Source organism: Bradyrhizobium sp. Ai1a-2, assembly GCF_000426245.1.
Lineage (GTDB): Bacteria > Pseudomonadota > Alphaproteobacteria > Rhizobiales > Xanthobacteraceae > Bradyrhizobium.
On the sequence record NZ_AUEZ01000007.1, the window covers coordinates 65,187 to 84,513 of the forward strand.

General features: G+C 61.2%; 17 protein-coding genes. 12 read left to right on the forward strand and 5 right to left on the reverse strand.

Annotated elements, in window-relative coordinates:
• The first annotated feature begins 107 nt into the window (after positions 1 to 107).
• The 11 genes from K288_RS0107435 to K288_RS0107485 all read left to right on the forward strand — a co-directional run bounded on the left by K288_RS0107435 (position 108) and on the right by K288_RS0107485 (position 11,669).
• Positions 108 to 965: a xanthine dehydrogenase family protein subunit M gene (locus tag K288_RS0107435; protein ID WP_343207754.1), complete on the forward strand. Its 858-nt coding sequence runs from the start codon at positions 108 to 110 to the stop codon at positions 963 to 965.
• A 20-nt stretch (positions 966 to 985) separates the two neighbouring features.
• The gene (locus tag K288_RS0107440) at positions 986 to 1,441 is read left to right on the forward strand and encodes a (2Fe-2S)-binding protein (protein WP_043159482.1); all 456 of its coding nucleotides are present in this window, start codon (positions 986 to 988) and stop codon (positions 1,439 to 1,441) included.
• Positions 1,438 to 3,828 (forward strand): xanthine dehydrogenase family protein molybdopterin-binding subunit, encoded by a 2,391-nt coding sequence (locus tag K288_RS0107445; protein ID WP_043159464.1) that lies wholly within the window; start codon positions 1,438 to 1,440, stop codon positions 3,826 to 3,828. Before K288_RS0107440 ends, K288_RS0107445 begins: the two co-directional genes overlap by 4 nt.
• Before the next feature lie 49 nt (positions 3,829 to 3,877).
• Positions 3,878 to 5,134: an ABC transporter substrate-binding protein gene (locus tag K288_RS0107450; RefSeq protein ID WP_051334413.1), complete on the forward strand. Its 1,257-nt coding sequence runs from the start codon at positions 3,878 to 3,880 to the stop codon at positions 5,132 to 5,134.
• Positions 5,135 to 5,202: 68 nt separating this feature from the next.
• Positions 5,203 to 6,087, forward strand: coding sequence for a branched-chain amino acid ABC transporter permease (locus K288_RS0107455; RefSeq protein ID WP_043159466.1), 885 nt, complete (start codon positions 5,203 to 5,205; stop codon positions 6,085 to 6,087).
• Positions 6,088 to 6,157: 70 nt separating this feature from the next.
• On the forward strand, positions 6,158 to 7,078 hold the full coding sequence (locus K288_RS0107460) for a branched-chain amino acid ABC transporter permease (protein WP_201449651.1): 921 nt from the start codon (positions 6,158 to 6,160) through the stop codon (positions 7,076 to 7,078).
• Entirely contained in the window at positions 7,075 to 7,839 is a 765-nt protein-coding gene (locus K288_RS0107465) for an ABC transporter ATP-binding protein (RefSeq protein WP_027578963.1), read from the forward strand. The genes K288_RS0107460 and K288_RS0107465 overlap by 4 nt, the downstream gene beginning before the upstream one ends.
• 15 nt (positions 7,840 to 7,854) lie before the next feature.
• Complete coding sequence (locus tag K288_RS0107470) at positions 7,855 to 8,559, forward strand: ABC transporter ATP-binding protein (protein WP_027578964.1); 705 nt, start codon at positions 7,855 to 7,857, stop codon at positions 8,557 to 8,559.
• A gap of 72 nt (positions 8,560 to 8,631) precedes the next feature.
• Complete coding sequence (locus tag K288_RS0107475) at positions 8,632 to 9,582, forward strand: cyclase family protein (RefSeq protein WP_027578965.1); 951 nt, start codon at positions 8,632 to 8,634, stop codon at positions 9,580 to 9,582.
• 12 nt (positions 9,583 to 9,594) lie between these two features.
• Positions 9,595 to 10,902: a histidinol dehydrogenase gene (gene hisD, locus K288_RS0107480; RefSeq protein WP_027578966.1), complete on the forward strand. Its 1,308-nt coding sequence runs from the start codon at positions 9,595 to 9,597 to the stop codon at positions 10,900 to 10,902.
• Positions 10,899 to 11,669, forward strand: coding sequence for an SDR family NAD(P)-dependent oxidoreductase (locus tag K288_RS0107485; protein WP_027578967.1), 771 nt, complete (start codon positions 10,899 to 10,901; stop codon positions 11,667 to 11,669). The genes hisD and K288_RS0107485 overlap by 4 nt, the downstream gene beginning before the upstream one ends.
• 8 nt (positions 11,670 to 11,677) lie before the next feature.
• Here K288_RS0107485 and K288_RS0107490 read toward each other — a convergent pair whose 3' ends face one another.
• From K288_RS0107490 to K288_RS0107500, 3 genes are read right to left on the reverse strand one after another with little or no spacing between them, the layout of a single operon-like run.
• On the reverse strand, positions 11,678 to 12,298 hold the full coding sequence (locus K288_RS0107490; protein ID WP_027578968.1) for a hypothetical protein: 621 nt from the start codon (positions 12,296 to 12,298) through the stop codon (positions 11,678 to 11,680).
• Position 12,299: 1 nt separating this feature from the next.
• Entirely contained in the window at positions 12,300 to 14,471 is a 2,172-nt protein-coding gene (locus K288_RS0107495; protein WP_027578969.1) for a hydantoinase/oxoprolinase family protein, read from the reverse strand.
• Between the two features lie 15 nt (positions 14,472 to 14,486).
• The gene (locus tag K288_RS0107500) at positions 14,487 to 15,905 is read right to left on the reverse strand and encodes a hypothetical protein (RefSeq protein WP_152535426.1); all 1,419 of its coding nucleotides are present in this window, start codon (positions 15,903 to 15,905) and stop codon (positions 14,487 to 14,489) included.
• Positions 15,906 to 16,189: 284 nt separating this feature from the next.
• On the opposite strand from K288_RS0107500, the gene K288_RS0107505 reads away from it, so the two are divergent.
• Entirely contained in the window at positions 16,190 to 17,023 is an 834-nt protein-coding gene (locus K288_RS0107505) for a phytanoyl-CoA dioxygenase family protein (protein WP_027578971.1), read from the forward strand.
• A gap of 86 nt (positions 17,024 to 17,109) precedes the next feature.
• On the opposite strand, the gene K288_RS0107510 is transcribed toward K288_RS0107505, so the two are convergent.
• Positions 17,110 to 18,528, reverse strand: a complete 1,419-nt coding sequence (locus K288_RS0107510; RefSeq protein WP_027578972.1) for a cytosine permease — start codon at positions 18,526 to 18,528, stop codon at positions 17,110 to 17,112.
• A gap of 309 nt (positions 18,529 to 18,837) precedes the next feature.
• Positions 18,838 to 19,323, reverse strand: a complete 486-nt coding sequence (locus K288_RS0107515) for a MarR family transcriptional regulator (RefSeq protein WP_244443095.1) — start codon at positions 19,321 to 19,323, stop codon at positions 18,838 to 18,840.
• Positions 19,324 to 19,327: the final 4 nt, after the last annotated feature.

Consider the following 19,327-nt stretch of genomic DNA (forward strand, 5'->3'; position numbering starts at 1 on the left):
TTTGGCAACTTGCAACGTCTAATCCGTCCTAGGCCGCCACAATAAGGCGGCTTGACGAAAAAACGCGGGAGGGTGGTCGGTTAATGAAAGCTCCGGCTTTCAGCTATATGCGCGCGGAGAGTGTCGAGCATGCGCTCGAGCTGCTATCACGTCATGGCGATGCGGCGAAGATCCTGTCCGGTGGGCAGAGCCTGCTCCCCGCGCTCAATCTGAGGCTTGCTGCTCCCGCTATCCTGATCGACATCGGTCGCCTGGATGAGCTGCGCGGTATCGACCTTCGTGACAACGTCGTCACGATCGGGGCGCTTACGCGTCACGTCGACCTGCTGGCCTCGGAAGAAATCCTGTCCAGCCTGCCGCTGCTGCGACAGGCCGCTGCTCATGTCGCTCATCCCGCCATTCGCAATCGCGGCACGATCGGCGGGAATCTCGCGCATGCCGATCCTGCATCCGAATTCCCCGCCTGCATGCTCGCGCTCGATGCGAGGATGGTGATCCGACGCGAGGACGGCGAACGGCGCGTCGATGCACGTGACTTTTTCCGGGGAATCTACGAGACCGCACTCGAGCCATGCGAACTGCTTGTCGCGATCGAAATTCCGCGGCCCCAATCGGGCTCGCGCACGTACTTCCATGAATTCGTCCGCCGCAGTGGTGACTACGCGATGACGGGTCTCGCCGCTCTGGCGCATCTTGACGGCGCGCAGTTCGCCGATCTGCGGCTCTCATACTTCGCCATTGGCGATCGTCCGTACCTCGCGCGCGCCACTTCTCACCTGGTTGGCGTGGCTATCACTGGCGAGCGCATCGCGGAGGCGCAGGCCGCGTTGGACGCCGAGCTTGATCCCCCGGATGACCAACAGGCCAGCGCAGCCATGCGCCGGCACTTTGCGCGGCTGCTGCTATCCCGCTGCGTGGCCAACGTCCTTGAGCGGCCGGAGCTTGCGATGGAGGCGGTGACGTGACGACCGCCCGCATTGCGCTCATGGTCAATGGCGAGAAGATCAGCGCGGAAGTGCCGGCACGTTTGAACCTGGCCGACTTCGTGCGCGACCAGCTTGGTCTCACCGGCACTCATGTGGGCTGCGAGCACGGGGTATGTGGTGCGTGCACCATGCGCGTCAATGGCGAAATCATTCGCAGTTGCCTTACGCTTGCAGTGCAGGCTGATGGCTGCGCGGTCGAAACCATCGAAGGCCTGTCTGACAGCGGCGAAATAGCCGATCTCCAGGCCGCCTTCCGCGAACGCAATGCGCTGCAGTGTGGCTATTGCACGCCGGGAATGCTGATCACGGCCCAGGATCTTCTGCTCAAGCATGCAGACCCGGAGCGGACGGAAATCCGCGAGCATCTGTCCGGCAATTACTGTCGCTGCACCGGCTATCACGCGATTGTCGATGCCGTGGAGCGTACCGCCAAGGCGAGGCAGCGCCGTCCATGAGTCGCTCCGATCAGACCGAGGGCCTGACCGCTCTGGATCGGCCGAATTCCTATATCGGCCAATCCGTGCCGCGCCCCAACCTTGACCGCCTGCTGCAGGGGCGGGGCCAGTACGTCAGTGACCTTGTGTTGCCGCGCATGGTTCATGTCGCATTTGTACGCTCGCCGCGTGCGCATGCGAGGATCGCCGCGATCGACACCGAAGCAGCCAAAGCCATGCCCGGCGTAGTCGCCGTGGTCACCGGCCGCGAACTCGCAGCCGTCGTGACTCCTTGGGTCGGGGTGTTGGCGCACTTGAAAGGTTTGAAATCCGCGCCTCAGCACGCCATGGCAATCGATCGGGTCTGCTGGCAGGGCGAGGCGGTCGTGGCGGTGCTGGCGAGCAGCCGGGCGCTCGCCGAAGATGCGGTGGAAGCGGTCGAAGTCTCCTACGAAGAGTTGCCTGCGGTCACGGATATGCGCTCGGCGCTCGATCCGGCAACGCCGGTGATCCATCCCGATCTCGGCGACAATCTTGCATTCGAACGCAATCACGACGCCGGCGCAGTGGATGCGGCGTTTGCCGAAGCCGACGAGGTGGTTGAGGCGGAGTTTGTTTTCGGCCGTCATACCGGCGTGACGCTCGAGCCGAGAGCGGTCGTTGCCGACTGGAATGTGGGCGAGAGGCGCCTCACCATCTATCAGGGCACCCAGGCGCCCCACATGGTGCAGAACATCGCGGCAAAGCATCTGGACCTCGCTGAACAGCAGGTGCGCGTCGTTTGCAAGGACGTGGGCGGATCATTTGGCATCAAGGTCCACATCTATGCCGACGAGATGGCGACGTATGGTCTTGCGAAGCTGCTTCGCAGGCCGGTGAAGTTCGTGGCCGACCGGGTCGAGAGCTTCAATACGGACATTCATGCGCGTGATCACATCTGCAAGGGACGTATCGCCGTAAATCGCAACGGTTCGATCAAGGCCTTCGAGATTGATGATCTGACCGGTATCGGCCCTTACTCAATGTATCCGCGCACCAGCGCGATCGAGGCGAACCAGGTCGTCAACCTCGTCGGCGGTCAGTACACCACGCCCAATTACCGGGCGCGGGCGCGAGTCGTTTTCCAGAACAAGAACGTCACCTGCCAGTATCGCGCGGTGGGGCATCCGATCGCCTGCTCGGTGACCGAAGGCCTTGTCGACCTTGCCGCGCGCCGCATCGGAATGGACCCGGTGCAGATCCGGCGCCTCAACCTGATCGGCGATGATGCTTATCCGTGCGCCTCGCCGACCGGGTTGCGTTTCGAGGCGCTTTCGCATCATGCGTCCCTTCAGAAGCTGCTGCAGATGATGGACTATGAGGCGCTTCGTGCGGAACAGGCGCGGCTGCGCCGACGGGGAATCCATCGCGGCATCGGACTTGCGAGTTTCATTGAGGTCACCAACCCTGGCGCCGCCTTCTATGGGGTCGGCGGGGCACGCATTTCTTCCCAGGACGGCGTGACGGTTCGGCTCGATGCCGCAGGTTCGGTGACTTGCTACACGAGCATCACCGAGCAGGGGCAGGGCTCGGAAGCGATCACTGCTCAAATCGTTGCGAGCGGGCTCGGCGTGTCGATCGACCGCGTTCGTGTCGTACTCGGAGATACCGACGCAACGCCTTATGGTGGAGGCACCTGGGCTTCGCGAGCGGCCGGCATCGGCGGCGAGGCTGCGCTGCAGTCGGCCAAGACGTTGCGTGGCAATATCCTCCAGGTTGCGGCAGCTATCCTGCAGGCACGTCCTGCGGACCTCGACATCAGCGATAATGCCGTGGTGGATCCGTCAAGCGGAGAACGCAAGATCGAGCTGTCGGAACTCGCCCGCATCGTCTTTTTCCGGCCCGACACGCTTCCGCCGGGGCTGCAGCCGGAAATGGTCGCGACAAGGCACTTCGTTCCGCGCCAATACGGTTTTGCCTTCACGAATGGAATCCAGGCTTCATGGCTGGAGGTCGATACGGCAACCGGCTTCATCAGCCTGCTCGACCATTGGGTGGTCGAGGACTGCGGCACGGTGATCAACCCCCAATTGGTGGATGAACAGGTCCGCGGCGGTGTGGTCCAAGGGCTCGGGGCCGCGCTGTTCGAACACTGCATCTATGATGAGCGGGGCCAGCTCACCAACGCCAATATGGCCGACTATCTCGTGCCCATGGCGGCCGAGATGCCGGATATCGCTGTGGGTCACGTGGTTACGCCAACAAAAGAAAGCGAACTCGGCGCCAAGGGGGCCGGAGAGGCGGGTACGGCAGGTGCGGCCGCCGCTGTCGCCAATGCAGTCAATGATGCGCTGTCGCCGTTCGGCGTCACCATCACGGAAATACCGCTGACCCCGCGCGTGATTTTATCCGCGCTTGGACGCGCATGATGTAGCCTGCACGCTCAATCAAAGAAAACACAGTCAAGGAGAGGAATGCATGACCGAGGATAACAAGTCGACATCGAAGCGCGTGAGTCGCCGCCGCGTGCTCGCTACCGCGGGCATCGGTGCACTGGCCGCCGCTTCGCCCTTTCGCATCAATCTTGCGATGGCGCAGGAGCCCGCCATCAAGATCGGCTTTCCGGTGCCGCTGACCGGGCCGTATGGCACGGAAGCTCAGGACCAGGTGCGCGCGGCCGAGGTCGCGATCGCAGAGTTCAACGAAAGCGGCGGTTTCAATGGCCGCAAGGCCGAGCTGCTAGTCCGGGACGACAAGCTCAATCCGGGCGAGGCGGCCACGCGTACCCTCGAATTGGTGGAAAAGGAGAAGGTGAACTTCGTTGTCGGCAGTCTGTCCGCCGCCGTTCAGCTCGCCATCAACAACGTCACAAAAGAGCGCGGCGTCATTTTCAATTCGATCAGCCAGTCGGATACGATCAATGAAGCCTCCGATTTCAGCAAGTTCACGTTCCATGAGGCGCTGAATCCGCATATGACCGCCGGCGCCGTCGGCCGTTACGCTTTCCCGAAATTCGGCAAGAAGGTCGCCTTTCTCACAGCGGACTATGCCTACGGCCATGAGATGGTGCGCGGCTTCCAGGAGGCCGGAAAAGCGTTCGGGATCGAGACTGTCACCGACGTTCGCCACCCGATCGGCACGACCGATTTCTCAGCGCTGTTGCCGCGGATCCAGGCGTTGAAGCCGGATATTCTGTGCATCAGCAATTTCGGCCGGGATCAGCAGATTGCGCTGAAGCAGGCCACAGACTTCGGCATGAAGAAGTCGATAAAGATCATCGCTCCCATTCTGCTCTACACCGGCAGGGTCGCTGCCGGTGCGCAGGCCTTCGACGGCGTCGTAGGGGGCACGTCCTACTATTGGGGAATCGAGGACAAGGTGGCTTCCGCGAAGGCCTTCAATGACCGCTTTCGGAAGATGCACGGCGGCAAGGTGCCCTCCGACTATGGGGCGCTCGGCTACGGCGGCGTGAAGACCCTGCTTATGGGAGCGCGTGCTGCAGGATCGCTCGATGCCGACAAGGTCATCGCAGCGGTCGAAGCATTGAAGTACGACTACTACAAGGGACCGCAATATTACCGCAAATGCGACCACCAGTCGGTGCAGTCGGTTTTCATCATCGAGTCCAAGGCGACCCCGCAGAAGGGCGATGCCGACGTCTTCAATGTCATCAGCACCGACGAGCCGAACGAGGCCAATCTGCGGACCTGCGAGACGCTTGGCCATAAGAGCTGATCCGATCTGCCGGGCGCGCCTCCGGTTGCGCCCAGCCCTTTGTCTCAATCGATCGCACCCGGGACGTCATGAGTGGATTGAGTTTCGACCTGATTGCGCTGCAGCTCTTCACCGGGCTCGCTCTCGGCGCGATCTATGTGCTGTTCGCCATTGGTCTGTCGCTGATTTTCGGCATGCTGACCGTGGTCAATTTCGCTCACGGCGCCTTCTACATGGTGGGGGCCTATGCCGGGCTCTTCCTGGTGTCGATGGGCGGCAACTTCTGGATCTGCCTTGTGGCGGTGCCGCTCCTGGTCGGCACTTTCGGCATGATCGTCGAGCGCTTTCTTGTGCGCCCGCTATACGGCCGCGGGATAGACTATCCGCTGCTGCTGACGTTCGGCCTCTCCTACATCATGGTCGAACTGATCCGGATCGCGTTCGGCACCAGCGGCTACCCGTTTGACACGCCGGAACTCCTGCAGGGCGCCGTCGACATCGGCGTCGGCTATTTCCCGCTGTACCGGCTGTTCGTCATCGGCGCGACGGCCGTGGTTCTCATCGGCTTGTGGCTGTTCCTCGAACGGACCAGTTTCGGACTGATCATCCGCGCCGGTGCGCGCGATCCGCAAATCGTGCGGGTGCTCGGGGTCGATGTGAGCAAGGTCTGGCTCATTGTTTTCGGCATCGGGACCGCGATCGCCGGATTTGCGGGCCTTCTGGCCGCGCCGCTGCAAGGCGTGATCCCCGAGATGGGGGCGACCATCCTGGCCGAGGCCTTCGTCGTGACCGTCGTCGGCGGAATGGGCTCGATCGGCGGCGCGGTCCTGGCCGGACTGCTGGTGGGGGTCGTCGTCAGCATGTCCTCGCTGTTTGCGCCTGAAATGGCCAAGGTGTCCATCTTTGCGTTGATGGCGATCGTGCTGCTGATCCGGCCGCAGGGTTTCTTTGGCCGCGCAGGGTTGATGAGCTGACACGATGATCGATATCGCTCCAACCATCGCCACTTCATCTTCCAAATCGTACGGCTGGTTCGACTTGGCCATGCGTCACCGCGTGCTCTTGGCCAGCATCTTCGTGCTGATCTTCCCGTTCGTGATGCCCTTTACGGCACTTGCGGTGAATATCCTGATCTACGGCCTGTATGCGCTGGGCTTTAACCTGCTGTTCGGTTATCTCGGCCTGCTATCATTTGGACACGCCGCGCTGTTCGGGACCGGCGCCTATCTTTGCGGCATCGCCATCGTTCATTTCGGACTTCCCTGGTACGCCGCGATTGCGGTCGGCGTTCTGAGCGCGCTGGTCATGGCAACCCTGATCGGGAGCCTCGCCATCCGCACCCGCGGTATCTATTTTGCCATGGTCACCATGGCGCTTGCCCAGTGCGTTTACTACCTGTTCTACCAGGCGGTGGACTGGACTGGCGGAGAGAACGGCCTGCGCGGCATCAACGTCCGCACGATCAACCTGTTCGGCCTCCAATTTGATTTCATCAATCCGTTGGTTCGCTACTATGTCGTCGCCAGCTTTGTCATTCTGGCGTTCTTCGTGCTGTCGCGCATTCTCGCCTCTCCCTTTGGCGCGGTGATCGAAGCGGTGCGCGAGAACGAGGCAAGGGCGCGCGCATCTGGATATAATGTGATTGCCACGCGTCTGATCACGTTCGTCCTTTCCGGCGGCTTCTGCGGTCTTGCGGGAGCGCTATCAGCATTGCATCTGTCGATCGTTCCGATCGAAAGCCTTCACTACGAGACCTCCGGCACCGCCGTGATGATGACGCTGCTAGGCGGCATGGGAACATTCTTCGGTCCTTTTGTCGGGGCGGCGGTGTTCCTGTTGCTCGAGAATCTCGTCTCGCTTTGGACCGTGCACTGGCAGCTGATCGTCGGCGCGGTGTTCGTCGTTTGCGTGCTGTTCTTCCCGGAGGGGATCTGGGGCACGATCCTGAAGAGGATCAAGCCATGACCGCGAGCGCAGCATCTCCGATCATCCTGCGCACCACCGGCGTGAGCAAGATGTTCGGCAACTTCGTCGCGCTGAATAATATCAGCGCCGAATTTGAGCGCGGCGTGATCACCTCCATCATAGGTCCGAACGGGGCGGGCAAGAGCACATACTTCAATGTGCTCTCGGGTGCGTTCCGGCCGACGACAGGAAAAGTCGAGTTCGAGGGCCGTGACGTCAGCAACCTTTCGCAGCATCGATTTGCCCATCTCGGGATCGCCAAGTCGTTCCAGATCACCAACATCTTCCCGCACCTGACGGTGCATGAAAATGTCAGGGTGGCCCTGCAAGCCCTGGTGTCCAGATATGACATCTGGCGTGCGCGGAGCACACTGCCGGGCCTCACTGAGCGCGCCGACGAACTCCTCGCGCTGGTCGGTTTGAAGGACCGTCGCGCGCGCCGGGCCCGCGATCTTGCGCATGGCGAGCAGCGCGCGCTGGAAATCGGCATGGCGCTAGCGGCTGATCCGCGTCTGCTGTTGCTTGACGAGCCGACCGCCGGCATGAGCCCCGAAGAAACTCGGATCATGATGGACCTGATCGTTCGCCTCGCCGGCGAGCGAACCGTCATCCTCGTCGAACACAAGATGAAGCTCGTGATGGGCATCAGCCACCGCGTGCTCGTTCTGCATCATGGCGAACTGCTGGCGCAGGGAACACCGGCCGAGGTACGCCAGAACGAGCAGGTCAAACGTGTCTATCTGGGCCAGCGGGAGCACTAGACCATGCCGGAGCCGATGCTGCGAATCCGCGACCTCAACGGATGGTATGGTCCGAGTCATGTGCTGCAGGACATCTCCCTCGAGGTGGATCGAGGGGAGATCGTCTGCCTGATCGGCCGCAACGGCGCCGGAAAGACCACAACGTTGAAGACCATCATGGGCCTGCTCGATCGGCGCAGCGGATCGGTGATCTTCAAGGAAGAAGAGATCCTGGCGGCGCCGGCGCACGTCCGCTTCGCGCGAGGTCTCGCTTATGTGCCGGAGGAACGGCGGATCGTGCAAGGTCTCTCGGTGCGGGAGAACCTGCGGCTGGGGCTCGTTGCCTCGAAGGCCAAGCATGAAGAGACCCGGCGTATCGAAGACATCGCGCGAATATTTCCACGGCTTGCCGAGCGGCTGGAACAGGAGGCGGTCACCATGTCGGGCGGCGAGCAGCAGATGCTTGCGATTGCCCGGGCGATGATCGCGCGGCCGGATCTGGTAATGCTCGATGAGCCTTCCGAGGGCATCATGCCGGTTCTGGTGGACGAGATGTTCGACCTGTTTCGCCGCATGAAAAGCGAGGGCACGACGATCCTGCTGGTCGAGCAGAACGTCGAACTCGCTCTCGCCATCGCCGACCGCGCCTATGTGCTCGATCAGGGCATGATCGTACATCAGGCGAGCGCGCAGGCGCTGCTTGCCGATGACGAAATCAAGGAACGCTACTGCTCCGTATGAGCAGTGGCACCTTGGGCGGCATGACGCCGCCGGAACGCCAACCAATCAACAAGAAACACGAGGAACCAATCGATGAAAGTTGATCGCGCCGCCATATACGAAGCAGCAAAGACCCTGTCGAATTGGGGACGCTGGGGCAAGGACGACCAGATTGGCACGCTCAACAACGTGACGCCGCAGGACGTTATCGACGCCGGGCGGCTGATCAAGAAGGGCAGGGTATTCGCGCTCGGCCTGTCGCTCAAGGAGCCGATCCAGTCCGGCCTGTTCGGTGGTCGATGGAATCCGATTCACACGATGCTCGCGACCGGGACGGATGCAGCCGCGGGCAACCAGGATACTCCGTCGCCTTACCTTCGATATGCGGACGATGCGATTAACCTGCCCTGTCAGGCATCGACGCAATGGGACGCGCTCTGCCACATCTTTCTGGATGACAAGATGTACAATGGCTACGATGCGCGATTGGTCGATGCACGCGGCGCACGCAAGCTCGGCATCGAGAATGTGCGCGACAAGATGGTCGGCCGTGGCGTGCTGCTCGACGTGGCCCGCTGGAAGGGCGTCGAATCCCTCGACGACGGATACGCGATCACAAATGCGGACCTCGACGGCTGCGCTGCCGCACAGGGTGTCACAATCCGCAAGGGTGACTTCGTGCTGGTTCGGACCGGCCACCAGGAACGGTGCCTCAAGAAGAAAGACTGGTCGGGTTATGGCGGCGGCGACGCACCTGGCGTGGCATTCGAGACCTGTTATTGGATTCGCGGGAAGGACATTGCGGCGATCTGCACTGATACCTGGGGCTGCGAGGTTCGTCCCAACGAAACCAAGGATGCGAACCAGCCCTGGCATTGGGTCGTGATCCCGGCGATCGGCATTTCAATGGGCGAGATCTTCTATTTGAAGGAACTCGCCGAAGATTGCGCCGCCGATAAGGTGTATGAATTCTTCTTCACCGCCCCGCCGCTGCATCTGCCGGGCGGTGCTGGATCGCCGATCAATCCCCAGGCAATCAAGTAAGCGCGAGGTTCCATGGCCATCTATCTGAAACGAAGCCGCGACGCTGCGCAGCGCGCGGAGGACGATTCCAAGGTGCGCGTCACCGTCGAAACGATCCTGGCCGACATTGAGCGGCGCGGCGACGCTGCGGTACGCGAGCTTTCCATCAGGTTCGACCAATGGGACCGCAGCGATTATCGCCTGACTGACGCCGAAGTCCGTCAATGCGTGTCAGAGCTGTCACAGCGGAACCTGGACGATATCAAATTTGCCCAGGAACAGGTACGAAACTTCGCTGAACACCAGCGCGCTGCCCTGAAAGACATTGAGGTCGAGACGTTGCCGGGCATCGTGCTCGGTCACAAGAACATCCCGGTGAATTCGGTCGGCTGCTATGTGCCGGGTGGCAAGTATCCACTGCTTGCCTCCGCGCACATGTCGGTCATCACGGCCAAGGTCGCTGGCGTGCAGCGCATCGTCACCTGCGCGCCGCCTTTCATGGGAAAACCTGCGCCAGCGATCGTCGCCGCCCAGCATCTCGCCGGCGCCGATGAGATTTACTGTCTTGGGGGCATCCAGGCGGTGGGCGCTATGGCGCTGGGGACGGAGTCGATCGCGGGCGTGGATATGCTCGTCGGCCCCGGCAATGCCTTTGTCGCGGAAGCCAAGCGGCAGCTATTCGGACGGGTCGGTATCGACCTGTTCGCCGGTCCGACCGAGACGCTGGTGATAGCCGATGAGACCGTTGACGCGGAGATGTGCGCCACCGATTTGCTCGGCCAGGCGGAGCACGGGCCGAATTCGCCGGCCATCCTATTGACCAATTCGGAAAAGCTGGCGCGGGAGACGATGGCCGAGGTAGAGCGGCTGCTGAAAATCCTGCCGACGGCGGCGATCGCCGCAAAGGCATGGGAGGATTATGGGGAGGTGATTGTCTGCGCCACCGAGGAAGAGATGGTCGAGGAGGCCGATCGGATCGCCTCCGAGCATGTTCAGGTCATGACGCGTGATCCGGACTACTTCCTGCGCAACATGACCAACTATGGTGCGCTGTTCCTTGGTCCGAGAACGAACGTAGCGTATGGCGATAAGGTGATTGGCACCAACCATACCTTGCCGACGAAGAAGGCGGCGCGCTACACCGGTGGCCTCTGGGTCGGCAAGTTCCTGAAGACCGTCACCTACCAGCGAGTAACGACCGACGGTGCGTCCGCGATGATCGGTGAGTACTGCTCGCGACTTTGCATGCTTGAAGGTTTCGCGGGACACGCGGAGCAGGCCAATGTGCGCGTGCGTCGTTATGGCAGGCGAAATGTTCCTTATGCCGGGGCGGCGGAATGACCATCGTGCTTCCGCAGACGCCGTCGTTCCAGCTCGAGGGACGGCGTGCGCTGGTCACTGGCGCCGGGCGCGGCCTCGGCCTCGCGGCCGCGACGGCGCTCGCCCGAGCAGGTGCCGAGGTTACGCTCTGCGCGCGCAGCCGCAGCGAACTCGAAGCTGTAGCCGAGACCATGCGTGCCGAGGGGCTGGCGGCCGATACGCTCGTTCTCGATGTCACTGACATAACGAGTTTTGCGGCCGCAATTGAGGCGCGGCAGCCCTACCATGTTTTTGTCAACAATGCTGGAACGAACCGCCCGAAGCCGTTCACCGATGTCACGGTGGAGGATTTCGACGTCGTCATGGGCTTGAATGTGCGCGCGGCGTTCTTTGCCGCCCAGGCAGTTTGCCGTCGCATGATCGCCGCTGAGATCGCCGGCTCCATCATTCATGTCTCGTCTCAGATGGGGCACGTCGGGGGCGAGCGCCGTTCGATCTATTGCGCTTCGAAATGGGCGATGGAGGGGTTCTCCAAGTCCATGGCTCTTGACCTCGCGCCTCACGGCATCCGCGTGAATACATTGTGCCCCACGTTCATCGAGACCCCGTTGACGCGCCCGTTCTTCGAGGATGCCACGTTCCGCGCGAGCGTCCTTGCCAAGATCAAGCTGGGACGCATCGGAACTGTTGAAGACGTGATGGGAGCGGTGGTCTTTCTTGCGAGTGACGCTTCGGCGTTGATGACGGGCTCGTCGTTGCTGGTCGACGGCGGGTGGACTGCCGACTAGCGCGCCTGTTACGGCGGCAAGCGTGTCACATAGTCCAGCGCTTTGGGATGACAGGGCAGGTCGAGCAGGGTTTGCGAAAAAGACCCGGCTGCGATCTCGGCGAGCATGGCAATGCCAGTACGCCACTGCCACCGGCCTAGCTGGAGCAATGTGACCTGATGGCGGCGAGCGATGGGTAGTGCAGATCGAGCAGCTTCCGCATGATGGTAAAGTTCATGCGCGATGAATACGTCCTGAGCCGTTGCCCGGCCAAGAAACTGCTTGGCCAGGTCATCGACGAGCGCTCGCTCAAGCGGGGCTATACCACGTGCATAGAGCACAATACGCAATGGCCGCGACCGATACTCGGCAAAACGCCATATGGAGCCGACCAAGGGATCATCGTCAGCGACAATGACAGGGACTTGAAGCTCGCGTGCAATTTCACGAGGACCTAGGCCCGGGAAACGTTCTTGCAGACTCCTTGCGGTCGCTGCGCCGTCGACAAGCGCATCGGAGACGGCGGCGAGTTGCGTGCGATCATCCAGACGAACCGCATAACGGTCAGTCTTGAGCATCAGCAGTCCAAGCGTCTCCGGTGACGCGGCTGCGATCTTTCCGAAGGACGAGCTTGCGCCGTCAAGCTCCATCTTAGAGGCCTCGAGACGGTGGCACGCCGATCAGCGCTATGGAAGCATCCGCGGTCAGTCCATCGAGTTCTCCGCGGGTGACTGCCATGGCCTGATCGATCGAGTTCACGCCGGACAAATCGATCAGCTGTCCGCCGACGATCACGAAAATATCGGGCGTGATCGTACTGTCGCCATTATAGATGGTTGTATCCTCCCACAGCCGCCTCAGGCCATCGAGCGCCGTCTGCGCAGTGACCCGGCGTACCACGCTATGGCTGCGCTGCACCCGAATCACGCCGTCGAGATCAATCGCGCGAACCGGGCTGCGGCGCTTCCTGAAGATGCCCCAGATCCGCTCTTCCACCGCGCCCTGGAAAACGCGGATGCGCGGCGTGGCGGCTGCAAGCGCAACGCGTTCCGGACTGACGCCCATCGCCTTCGCCGCTATTTCCCGCGCTTCGGTTTCTCCGACCTCGTCCCTTCGTTGACGGGCGCGCATTTCCGAAGCACCCATCGCAGTCGCCCGGACACGATGGGTGTTCGGATCGACCTCGATCGTCACTTCGACACCCTCGGGGGCAGCTCCGAGCTTGACCACGGCTTCGACAGCCTCGCGGCGGATACGTTTGATGTCCTCAGGCGTTACATTGGGTATGATACGCTCCACCACGTCGCGGACCAACGCCAGCGCGACGCCGATCGAGGAAATCACTTCGGCATCCCTGGAAATTTCGTGGTGAAGGCCAGTCCGGACGGATGTGTGCGGGATCAAGGCCGCCGCGCCGCCACCCTCGCCAACGAGCAGCGCCTGATCGCGATCCAGCTTGTATTCGGTGATCAGATCGTCGACGACGGGAATGACCTTGTCGGTAGCGATATCGAGTATGGCTCGCGCGGTGTCCTCAATCGGCTTGCCGATGAAGGCTGCAAGCGCCGCCATGGCGCGCCTGGCCGACTCCGCGTTGCCGCTCGCGTGGAAACCGGGCTTGGCGTAGCCAAGAATGTTGGCAGCACAGGTGTTGGTGATGGCATAGCGAGTGCCGGTAGCCGAACGCAGCGCGACATAGTCGGCGGGATCGTCAGCCTTAGGCTGGAAGAGCTCGATCTTGGGATCGACGATGTCTTCAGGATCGGCAAAAGCGGCGTAGGGAAGCCCGGCGATATGGGCACTCCGGGGGCCGACATCGACCAGTTTTCCGTCGCGGGCGCGGACCATGCTGCCGCCGGCGATACCGATCACGCGAACGTCGAGCGAACTGACGTAGGTCTCGTGGCCGCCAACCCGCGCATATTTGACGGTCGGGCGCCCATTCCGGATTACGCCGATATTGGTGCTGGTGCCGCCGACCTCGAAGTATATGCCGTCGGAGACGCGCAAATACATCAACGCCCCCGCGACGCTCGCCGCAGGGCCGGACAGCATCGTCATCACCGGACGGCGTCGCATCTCCTTGATATCCATCACGCCGCCGTCGCCGCGCATGATCATCAGGGGCGCCAGAATGCCAGCTTCGCGAACGCTGGCTTCGGTCATCGAAGCGGTATCGATCATCTTTGGCAGGATGCTCGCGTTTATAACGGCCGTGCGTGTTCGTGTAGTCAAACCATAGAGCTTGGTGATCTCGTTGCCGCAGGTTGCGGCCAAACCGGCCTCGACGACCAGGCGACGGACGGTCTCCTCTCCCTCGTTGTCATCGACGCCGAACGCGGAACTGGCCACGACGACCTTCACGCCTTCGGCTTTGAGCTCGTCGATCGCCTTGTTGATTGTCTCGTCGCTCAGGGTTTCCTTCATGAGAAAACGGTTGGCGGGCGTGAGATGACGACCAGGCGCGAGTTCAATCGGCTTCATCGCGCTCTGAGCCTTGGCCAGCAGTGACTCCACGCGGGTCGACATCCCGATCACGCCCACGCCTGCGACATCACCCTCGAGTAACGCATTGGTCGCTTGAGTGGTCGAATGGGCCAGAAAGATAACCTCGCGGGGGTCGACAGAAGATTGCTCCAGCACGTTGCGAAAGACATCAACGACGCCTTTCGCAACGCCCCGCGGGTCGGAATGAGTGGTCAGCACCGAGAACCGGCCGACCACCTCATGAGTCGCATTGTCTATCAACACAGCTTTGGTGAACGTCCCGCCGACATCAATGCCGATGCGATAGGCGCGGGAAGGTGTGGTCGGTTCTGTCAACTTACTGTTGTCCTCTTAGCTGAGAGATCCAAGCATCAGGTAGCAGATCAACGAATTGACGGCGACCATCAGACATCCGAAGGGGAGGGCCGTTCTCAGGAAGTCCCCATGGCTGACCTTTGTCTGTCCGATTGTCCAAAGCGTCCACGAGTTGGTCGGGTCCATGCTCCCCTGCAGGATCGTAGGCGCAAGCCAGATCGAGTAGAGATAGGGAATCGGGATGTCCTTGTTCGCGAGCACGATAGCCAGCAAGGCAGCGCCGGTGCCGATGACGACGAGTGGACCGCGGTAGATGCTCCCGATGCCTCCAAGCAAACCGAAGAAGATTGCAGCCTGAAGCGGCGTGTGCGGCAGGACTGGGCCGAACAGTGGTTTCAGTGCATTGGCGACCTCAGGGGTCTGACCGGCAACGATGATCATGCCGCAGATCGTCCATAACGCGGCCATGGTCGCGATGTCCGGAAACGCATCGGAGAACGTCTTGTTGAAGAGATTGATGCTGCCCTGAAACGTTCGATCGCGTCCCGTCAACACGAGTGCGAGCACGATCGAGACCAGGAAGGTCGGGATGATCTCCCATTTCAGGATCATGATCATGAGCACGGGAAAGATCGGCACGATGTACGTGTAGTAAGGCGTCCTCCTGCGCACTGCCGGTTCATCAGCCTTGGCTATGTCGATGGAAGACAACCGACGGACACCACCGTTGCGCAGGTAGATAAACTCCAGGAGCCACGCAGCCAGGATGTAGACGCACATTCCGGCGATCCAGTACGTCAAATAGGGCGCTTCGTATTTGAGGTCGGGAAACAGTTTTTGAAATGTTCCGAACTGAACGAGATTGATGAAGGTGCCAGCACCGATTCCCATCGTGAAGGCGGGCGCTGCGACGTAAGGCGGGATGCCCTGGCCGAGCATAATCGGCAGCGCGATAATTCCGATCGCAATTGCGGCGCCCACGCCGTACATCGACGTGAATAACAACGCGGTAACGAGCGTGATCGTCATCGCCGTGACAAGCGGCCGATCGCCCGCCAATTCGACCGCAGAGCGGATTACGCTTTCGGCAATACCTGTCTGGATCAGCACCTGCGCGAACCAGGCGCCGAACACGATGATGATCACCGCGCTTGCGTAGGCGACGCCGCCGGCCTGAAGGATCTTCTTCTGAATATCGTCGATACCAATACCAGCGATCGCCGACCACAGCACTGCCAGTATCAGCAGCATGATGATCGGACTCTGCCCCCGGATAATCAAGACAACGACGGCTAGAAATGCAACGAGCAACGCAATGCCGGTCCCAACGTCCATGGTCGCTTCCCTTCCCCGTTTCGCTGGCGATTTTGATGTCGGCCGTTTTTTGAGAAATAAGTCTTGCACAACTGGCAGAGGCTGGCGAGGCCAAGGTGCGCGTGCATGGAATGGATGCAATGTTCGTATATCGAGGGCATTTGCGCCGCACCATTGGGTCGCGCACCCATTGCATGTGATTGAGAGCGTGCCTGAGCGTGCCGCTAATGCGGTCGCTGCTGGCGTTCCCTGCCGGTGTCCGACCTCACTGATGTCGACGTGACGATCAACGAATGACTTGTGCAGTGCACCGACCTGGATGGCTGGTACGCAGTCTGCGCTTCTTGACTTGGCCCAATCCCAAGCTCACCTTCGCTGAAAAAGCTGTTGCTGGTTGCAATGAAAAAGAAGACTGGAGGATACAAATGACGAAATTGCTGAGCGAGAGCGAGATCGCTGACTATCGCGAGCGCGGCTACCATTTTCCGGTTGATGCGTTGAGCGAGAGCGAAGTTGCAGAATTTCGCGGCAAGCTCGAGGATTATGAGGCGAGGACTGGCGGTCCGATCAAGGGCGAGATGCGCCATCGTAGCCATGTGCTCTTTCCCTGGATCAACGAAATGATCCGCCATCCCAAAATCCTGGATGCGGTCGAGGATTTGTTGGGTCCGGATATCCTCTGCTGGAATACGAGCTTCTTCATCAAAGAGCCGCATGATCCCGGATTCGTATCCTGGCACCAGGATGCGACCTATTGGGGATTGAGTTCATCCGATGTGGCGACCGCCTGGATCGCGATGTCGCCAGCCAACAAAATATCCGGCTGTATGAAGTTTGTGGCCGGGACCCATAAGCAACAGGTCCAGCACGAGGATACGTTCGACCAGAACAACCTTCTGACCCGTGGTCAGGAAATTGCTGTGAAAGTCGACGAGTCCGACGCGGTCTTTGTCGAATTGAAGCCCGGACAGGCGTCCTTGCATCATGTGCTGTTGTTCCATGGATCGGAACCGAATCGGTCCGATGACCGGCGCATTGGTCTCGCGGTCCGCTACATCCCGACCCGGCTGAAGCAGGCGGTGGGGCAAAGGGATTGGGCGACGCTGGTCCGCGGCAAAGACACCTACCGTCACTTCGAGCCGGAACATGTGCCGAAACGCGATCTCGAACCCGAGGCACTGGCGTTCCACAAGGCGGTGACCGAAGAACAGGTCCGCGTGCTCTATCGTGGTACTGATAAAACGGCTTACCGTGCCTGACTTCCGCTCGGGCGATCGTTCACGGAGCTGAATGGACCGCGCCTCAACGCGGCGCGGTCGACGTCATATGATGATCCCTCATCCCTTCACTGGCTGACGCTGGTAGCGGCAACGGACGCGGTGACGGTCGCGCGCCTGCTGAGCGCCAGATACACCGCGGCCGACACGCCGATGCCAAACAGCCAGCTCAGATCCGCGCCGCCGAGGAGACCGGTCGAGATCGGTCCCTGCAGCGCGCTGACGAGGCCGTCTTGCACCGACCAGCCGGCAACGAGACCTGCCAGGAAGGCGATCATCCCGCTCCAGTTGATGTCGCCATAGGCGCTGGTCTCCGGTGAGCGATAGAGTTCGGCGACGTCGATCTGGCCCTTTCGCTTGATGTAGAAATCGGCCAGCACGACGCCGGCCCACGGGCTCATCCACAACAAAAGGCTGATCATCCAGTTGTCGAATGCCTTTGCAAAGGATGGCGCGAAGATGAAGTAGAGCGTGACCAGATAGCCGGCGATGCCGACGATGATCGCGAGCGAGACGCGTGAGAGCTTGAGGCCGGCGCTGAGCGCGGCCAGCGCCGCGGAATAGACATTGAGGATGTTGGTCGCGATCGGTCCGTGCAGCACCATCAGCAGGACGAGAATGCTGGTCGGGCCCCCGAACACCGCGCTGACCATCTTTGCCGGATCGGTATCCAGCGTCGTGCTGGCGATTGTCGCGCCCAGGATGGCGAGCCACACGCTCGGGACGAACATGCCGACATAGCTGTACCAGAACACGGAGCTCGACGGCACGCTCTTCGGCACGAAGCGCGAATAGTCCGATGCCCAGGTGACCCAGGAGATGCCCCAGCCGACGCCGATCGCGGTCATTAACAATGTCAGCATCGCCAGATGCGCGCCGCCCGAAAGCGAGGTTGTGAGCCCCCAATTGACGACGCCCGGACGCGTCCATGCCAGCACGCTCATCAGGATCATGATCGCGACGGTTGCGGGCACCGTATATTTCTCGAAGGTCCGGATCGCGTAGAAGCCGTACACGCCGATTCCGACCTGCAGCACCATCACCAGCGTGATGACGATGATCTCGATCAGCCAGGTGTCGGGAATGCCGAACTGGCCGAGAACGGCGACGGCGATCTTCACGGGGAAGTAGGTGTTCACGCCGATCCAGCACAGCGTCATCAAAAACATCAGGATGCTCGGCAGATAGGCGCCACGAACGCCGAAGGCCGAGCGGCTCAGCACCATCTGGTTGACCCCGGTCTTGTGCCCCATCACGGTAAAGGACGCGAAGATCGCGCAGCCGATGATGTTGCCGAGCACGATCACCGCGATCGTTTCCAGGAGGCCGAGTTTGAGGATGATGCCGAGCGCGCCGAGCGCCCAGTTGACGGGCGCGATATTGGCGCCCGCCCAGATCCACATCTGCTGCGGTCCGGTAGAGTCCCGGTCAGCGTCGGGAATAGGCTCGATGCTATGAATATCGGCGCGAAGCTCGGAATCCGTCATGACATCCCCCGTCTAATACGAAGCACACTTCGTAATCGGCGGGCGCGGCAACAATCATGCCATGGAAGCAGAGCGTGTCAGCGAAGCTCACTGCAGGGCGTGCCGCGGCGGTCGGGTGTTCGAGAAATTGACGCTGTCTTTTCAAGGTCGAGGTGGTATCGGCGCCGGTCCGTGTCGACACGCTAGCCGGTTGTTGGACCGCCTTGTCATGACCGTCCGCGCGTCGAAGCACCGTGCCGCAACAACCAGCGCGCGATCACAGATTGTGCAGCCTGCGCCAAAAAGACAGCCAGCCGCTCCCGGTTTCAGCTACTCGAATAGGGCAGCAGAGTTGTCACGATCGGCGTTGCCCGCAACGATGCGTTGCATCATTTCGATGAACAAGACGCGCTCCTTCTCAGCCAGGCCGCGGAGTGTCGCGCGATGTGCGGCCCGCGCCGATGCTTCAATCCTGGCGAGCAGGGCCGTTCCGGCTGATGTCAGCCGGCAGAGCCGGGCACGCCTGTCGTCCTTGTTGACGGCTCTTTCCACCAGATTGCGGGCGGCAAGTCGCTTCAGCGCCCCCGTCGTCGTGGTCCGATCCAGCGCGATATCGGCGGCCAACGTGGTCTGATCGGCGGTTCCGCGCACCGCGAGCGCCGACAGCAGGCTGTATTGCAGCGGCGTTATCTCGAATTCGCCGCAAGCCTCCTGGAACAACGCGACGTGGATTTGGTGCAGGCGCCGGATCAGGAACCCTGGCCGCTGTGACAATGGCCATGGGCGATGCCTGGTCTCATCGCGACCCTTCTTCACTTGC

Bases quoted from the DNA above. Each gene is read 5' to 3' on its own strand.
- K288_RS0107465 (WP_027578963.1), top strand. From the start codon at position 7,075: ATGACCGCGAGCGCAGCATCTCCGATCATCCTGCGCACCACCGGCGTG.
- K288_RS0107510 (WP_027578972.1), bottom strand. From the start codon at position 18,528: ATGACGGATTCCGAGCTTCGCGCCGATATTCATAGCATCGAGCCTATT.
- K288_RS0107435 (WP_343207754.1), top strand. From the start codon at position 108: ATGCGCGCGGAGAGTGTCGAGCATGCGCTCGAGCTGCTATCACGTCAT.
- K288_RS0107460 (WP_201449651.1), top strand. From the start codon at position 6,158: ATGCGTCACCGCGTGCTCTTGGCCAGCATCTTCGTGCTGATCTTCCCG.
- K288_RS0107490 (WP_027578968.1), bottom strand. From the start codon at position 12,298: ATGGAGCTTGACGGCGCAAGCTCGTCCTTCGGAAAGATCGCAGCCGCG.
- K288_RS0107485 (WP_027578967.1), top strand. From the start codon at position 10,899: ATGACCATCGTGCTTCCGCAGACGCCGTCGTTCCAGCTCGAGGGACGG.
- K288_RS0107445 (WP_043159464.1), top strand. From the start codon at position 1,438: ATGAGTCGCTCCGATCAGACCGAGGGCCTGACCGCTCTGGATCGGCCG.
- K288_RS0107440 (WP_043159482.1), top strand. From the start codon at position 986: ATGGTCAATGGCGAGAAGATCAGCGCGGAAGTGCCGGCACGTTTGAAC.
- K288_RS0107505 (WP_027578971.1), top strand. From the start codon at position 16,190: ATGACGAAATTGCTGAGCGAGAGCGAGATCGCTGACTATCGCGAGCGC.
- K288_RS0107455 (WP_043159466.1), top strand. From the start codon at position 5,203: ATGAGTGGATTGAGTTTCGACCTGATTGCGCTGCAGCTCTTCACCGGG.
- hisD (WP_027578966.1), top strand. From the start codon at position 9,595: ATGGCCATCTATCTGAAACGAAGCCGCGACGCTGCGCAGCGCGCGGAG.
- K288_RS0107470 (WP_027578964.1), top strand. From the start codon at position 7,855: ATGCTGCGAATCCGCGACCTCAACGGATGGTATGGTCCGAGTCATGTG.
- K288_RS0107450 (WP_051334413.1), top strand. From the start codon at position 3,878: ATGACCGAGGATAACAAGTCGACATCGAAGCGCGTGAGTCGCCGCCGC.
- K288_RS0107475 (WP_027578965.1), top strand. From the start codon at position 8,632: ATGAAAGTTGATCGCGCCGCCATATACGAAGCAGCAAAGACCCTGTCG.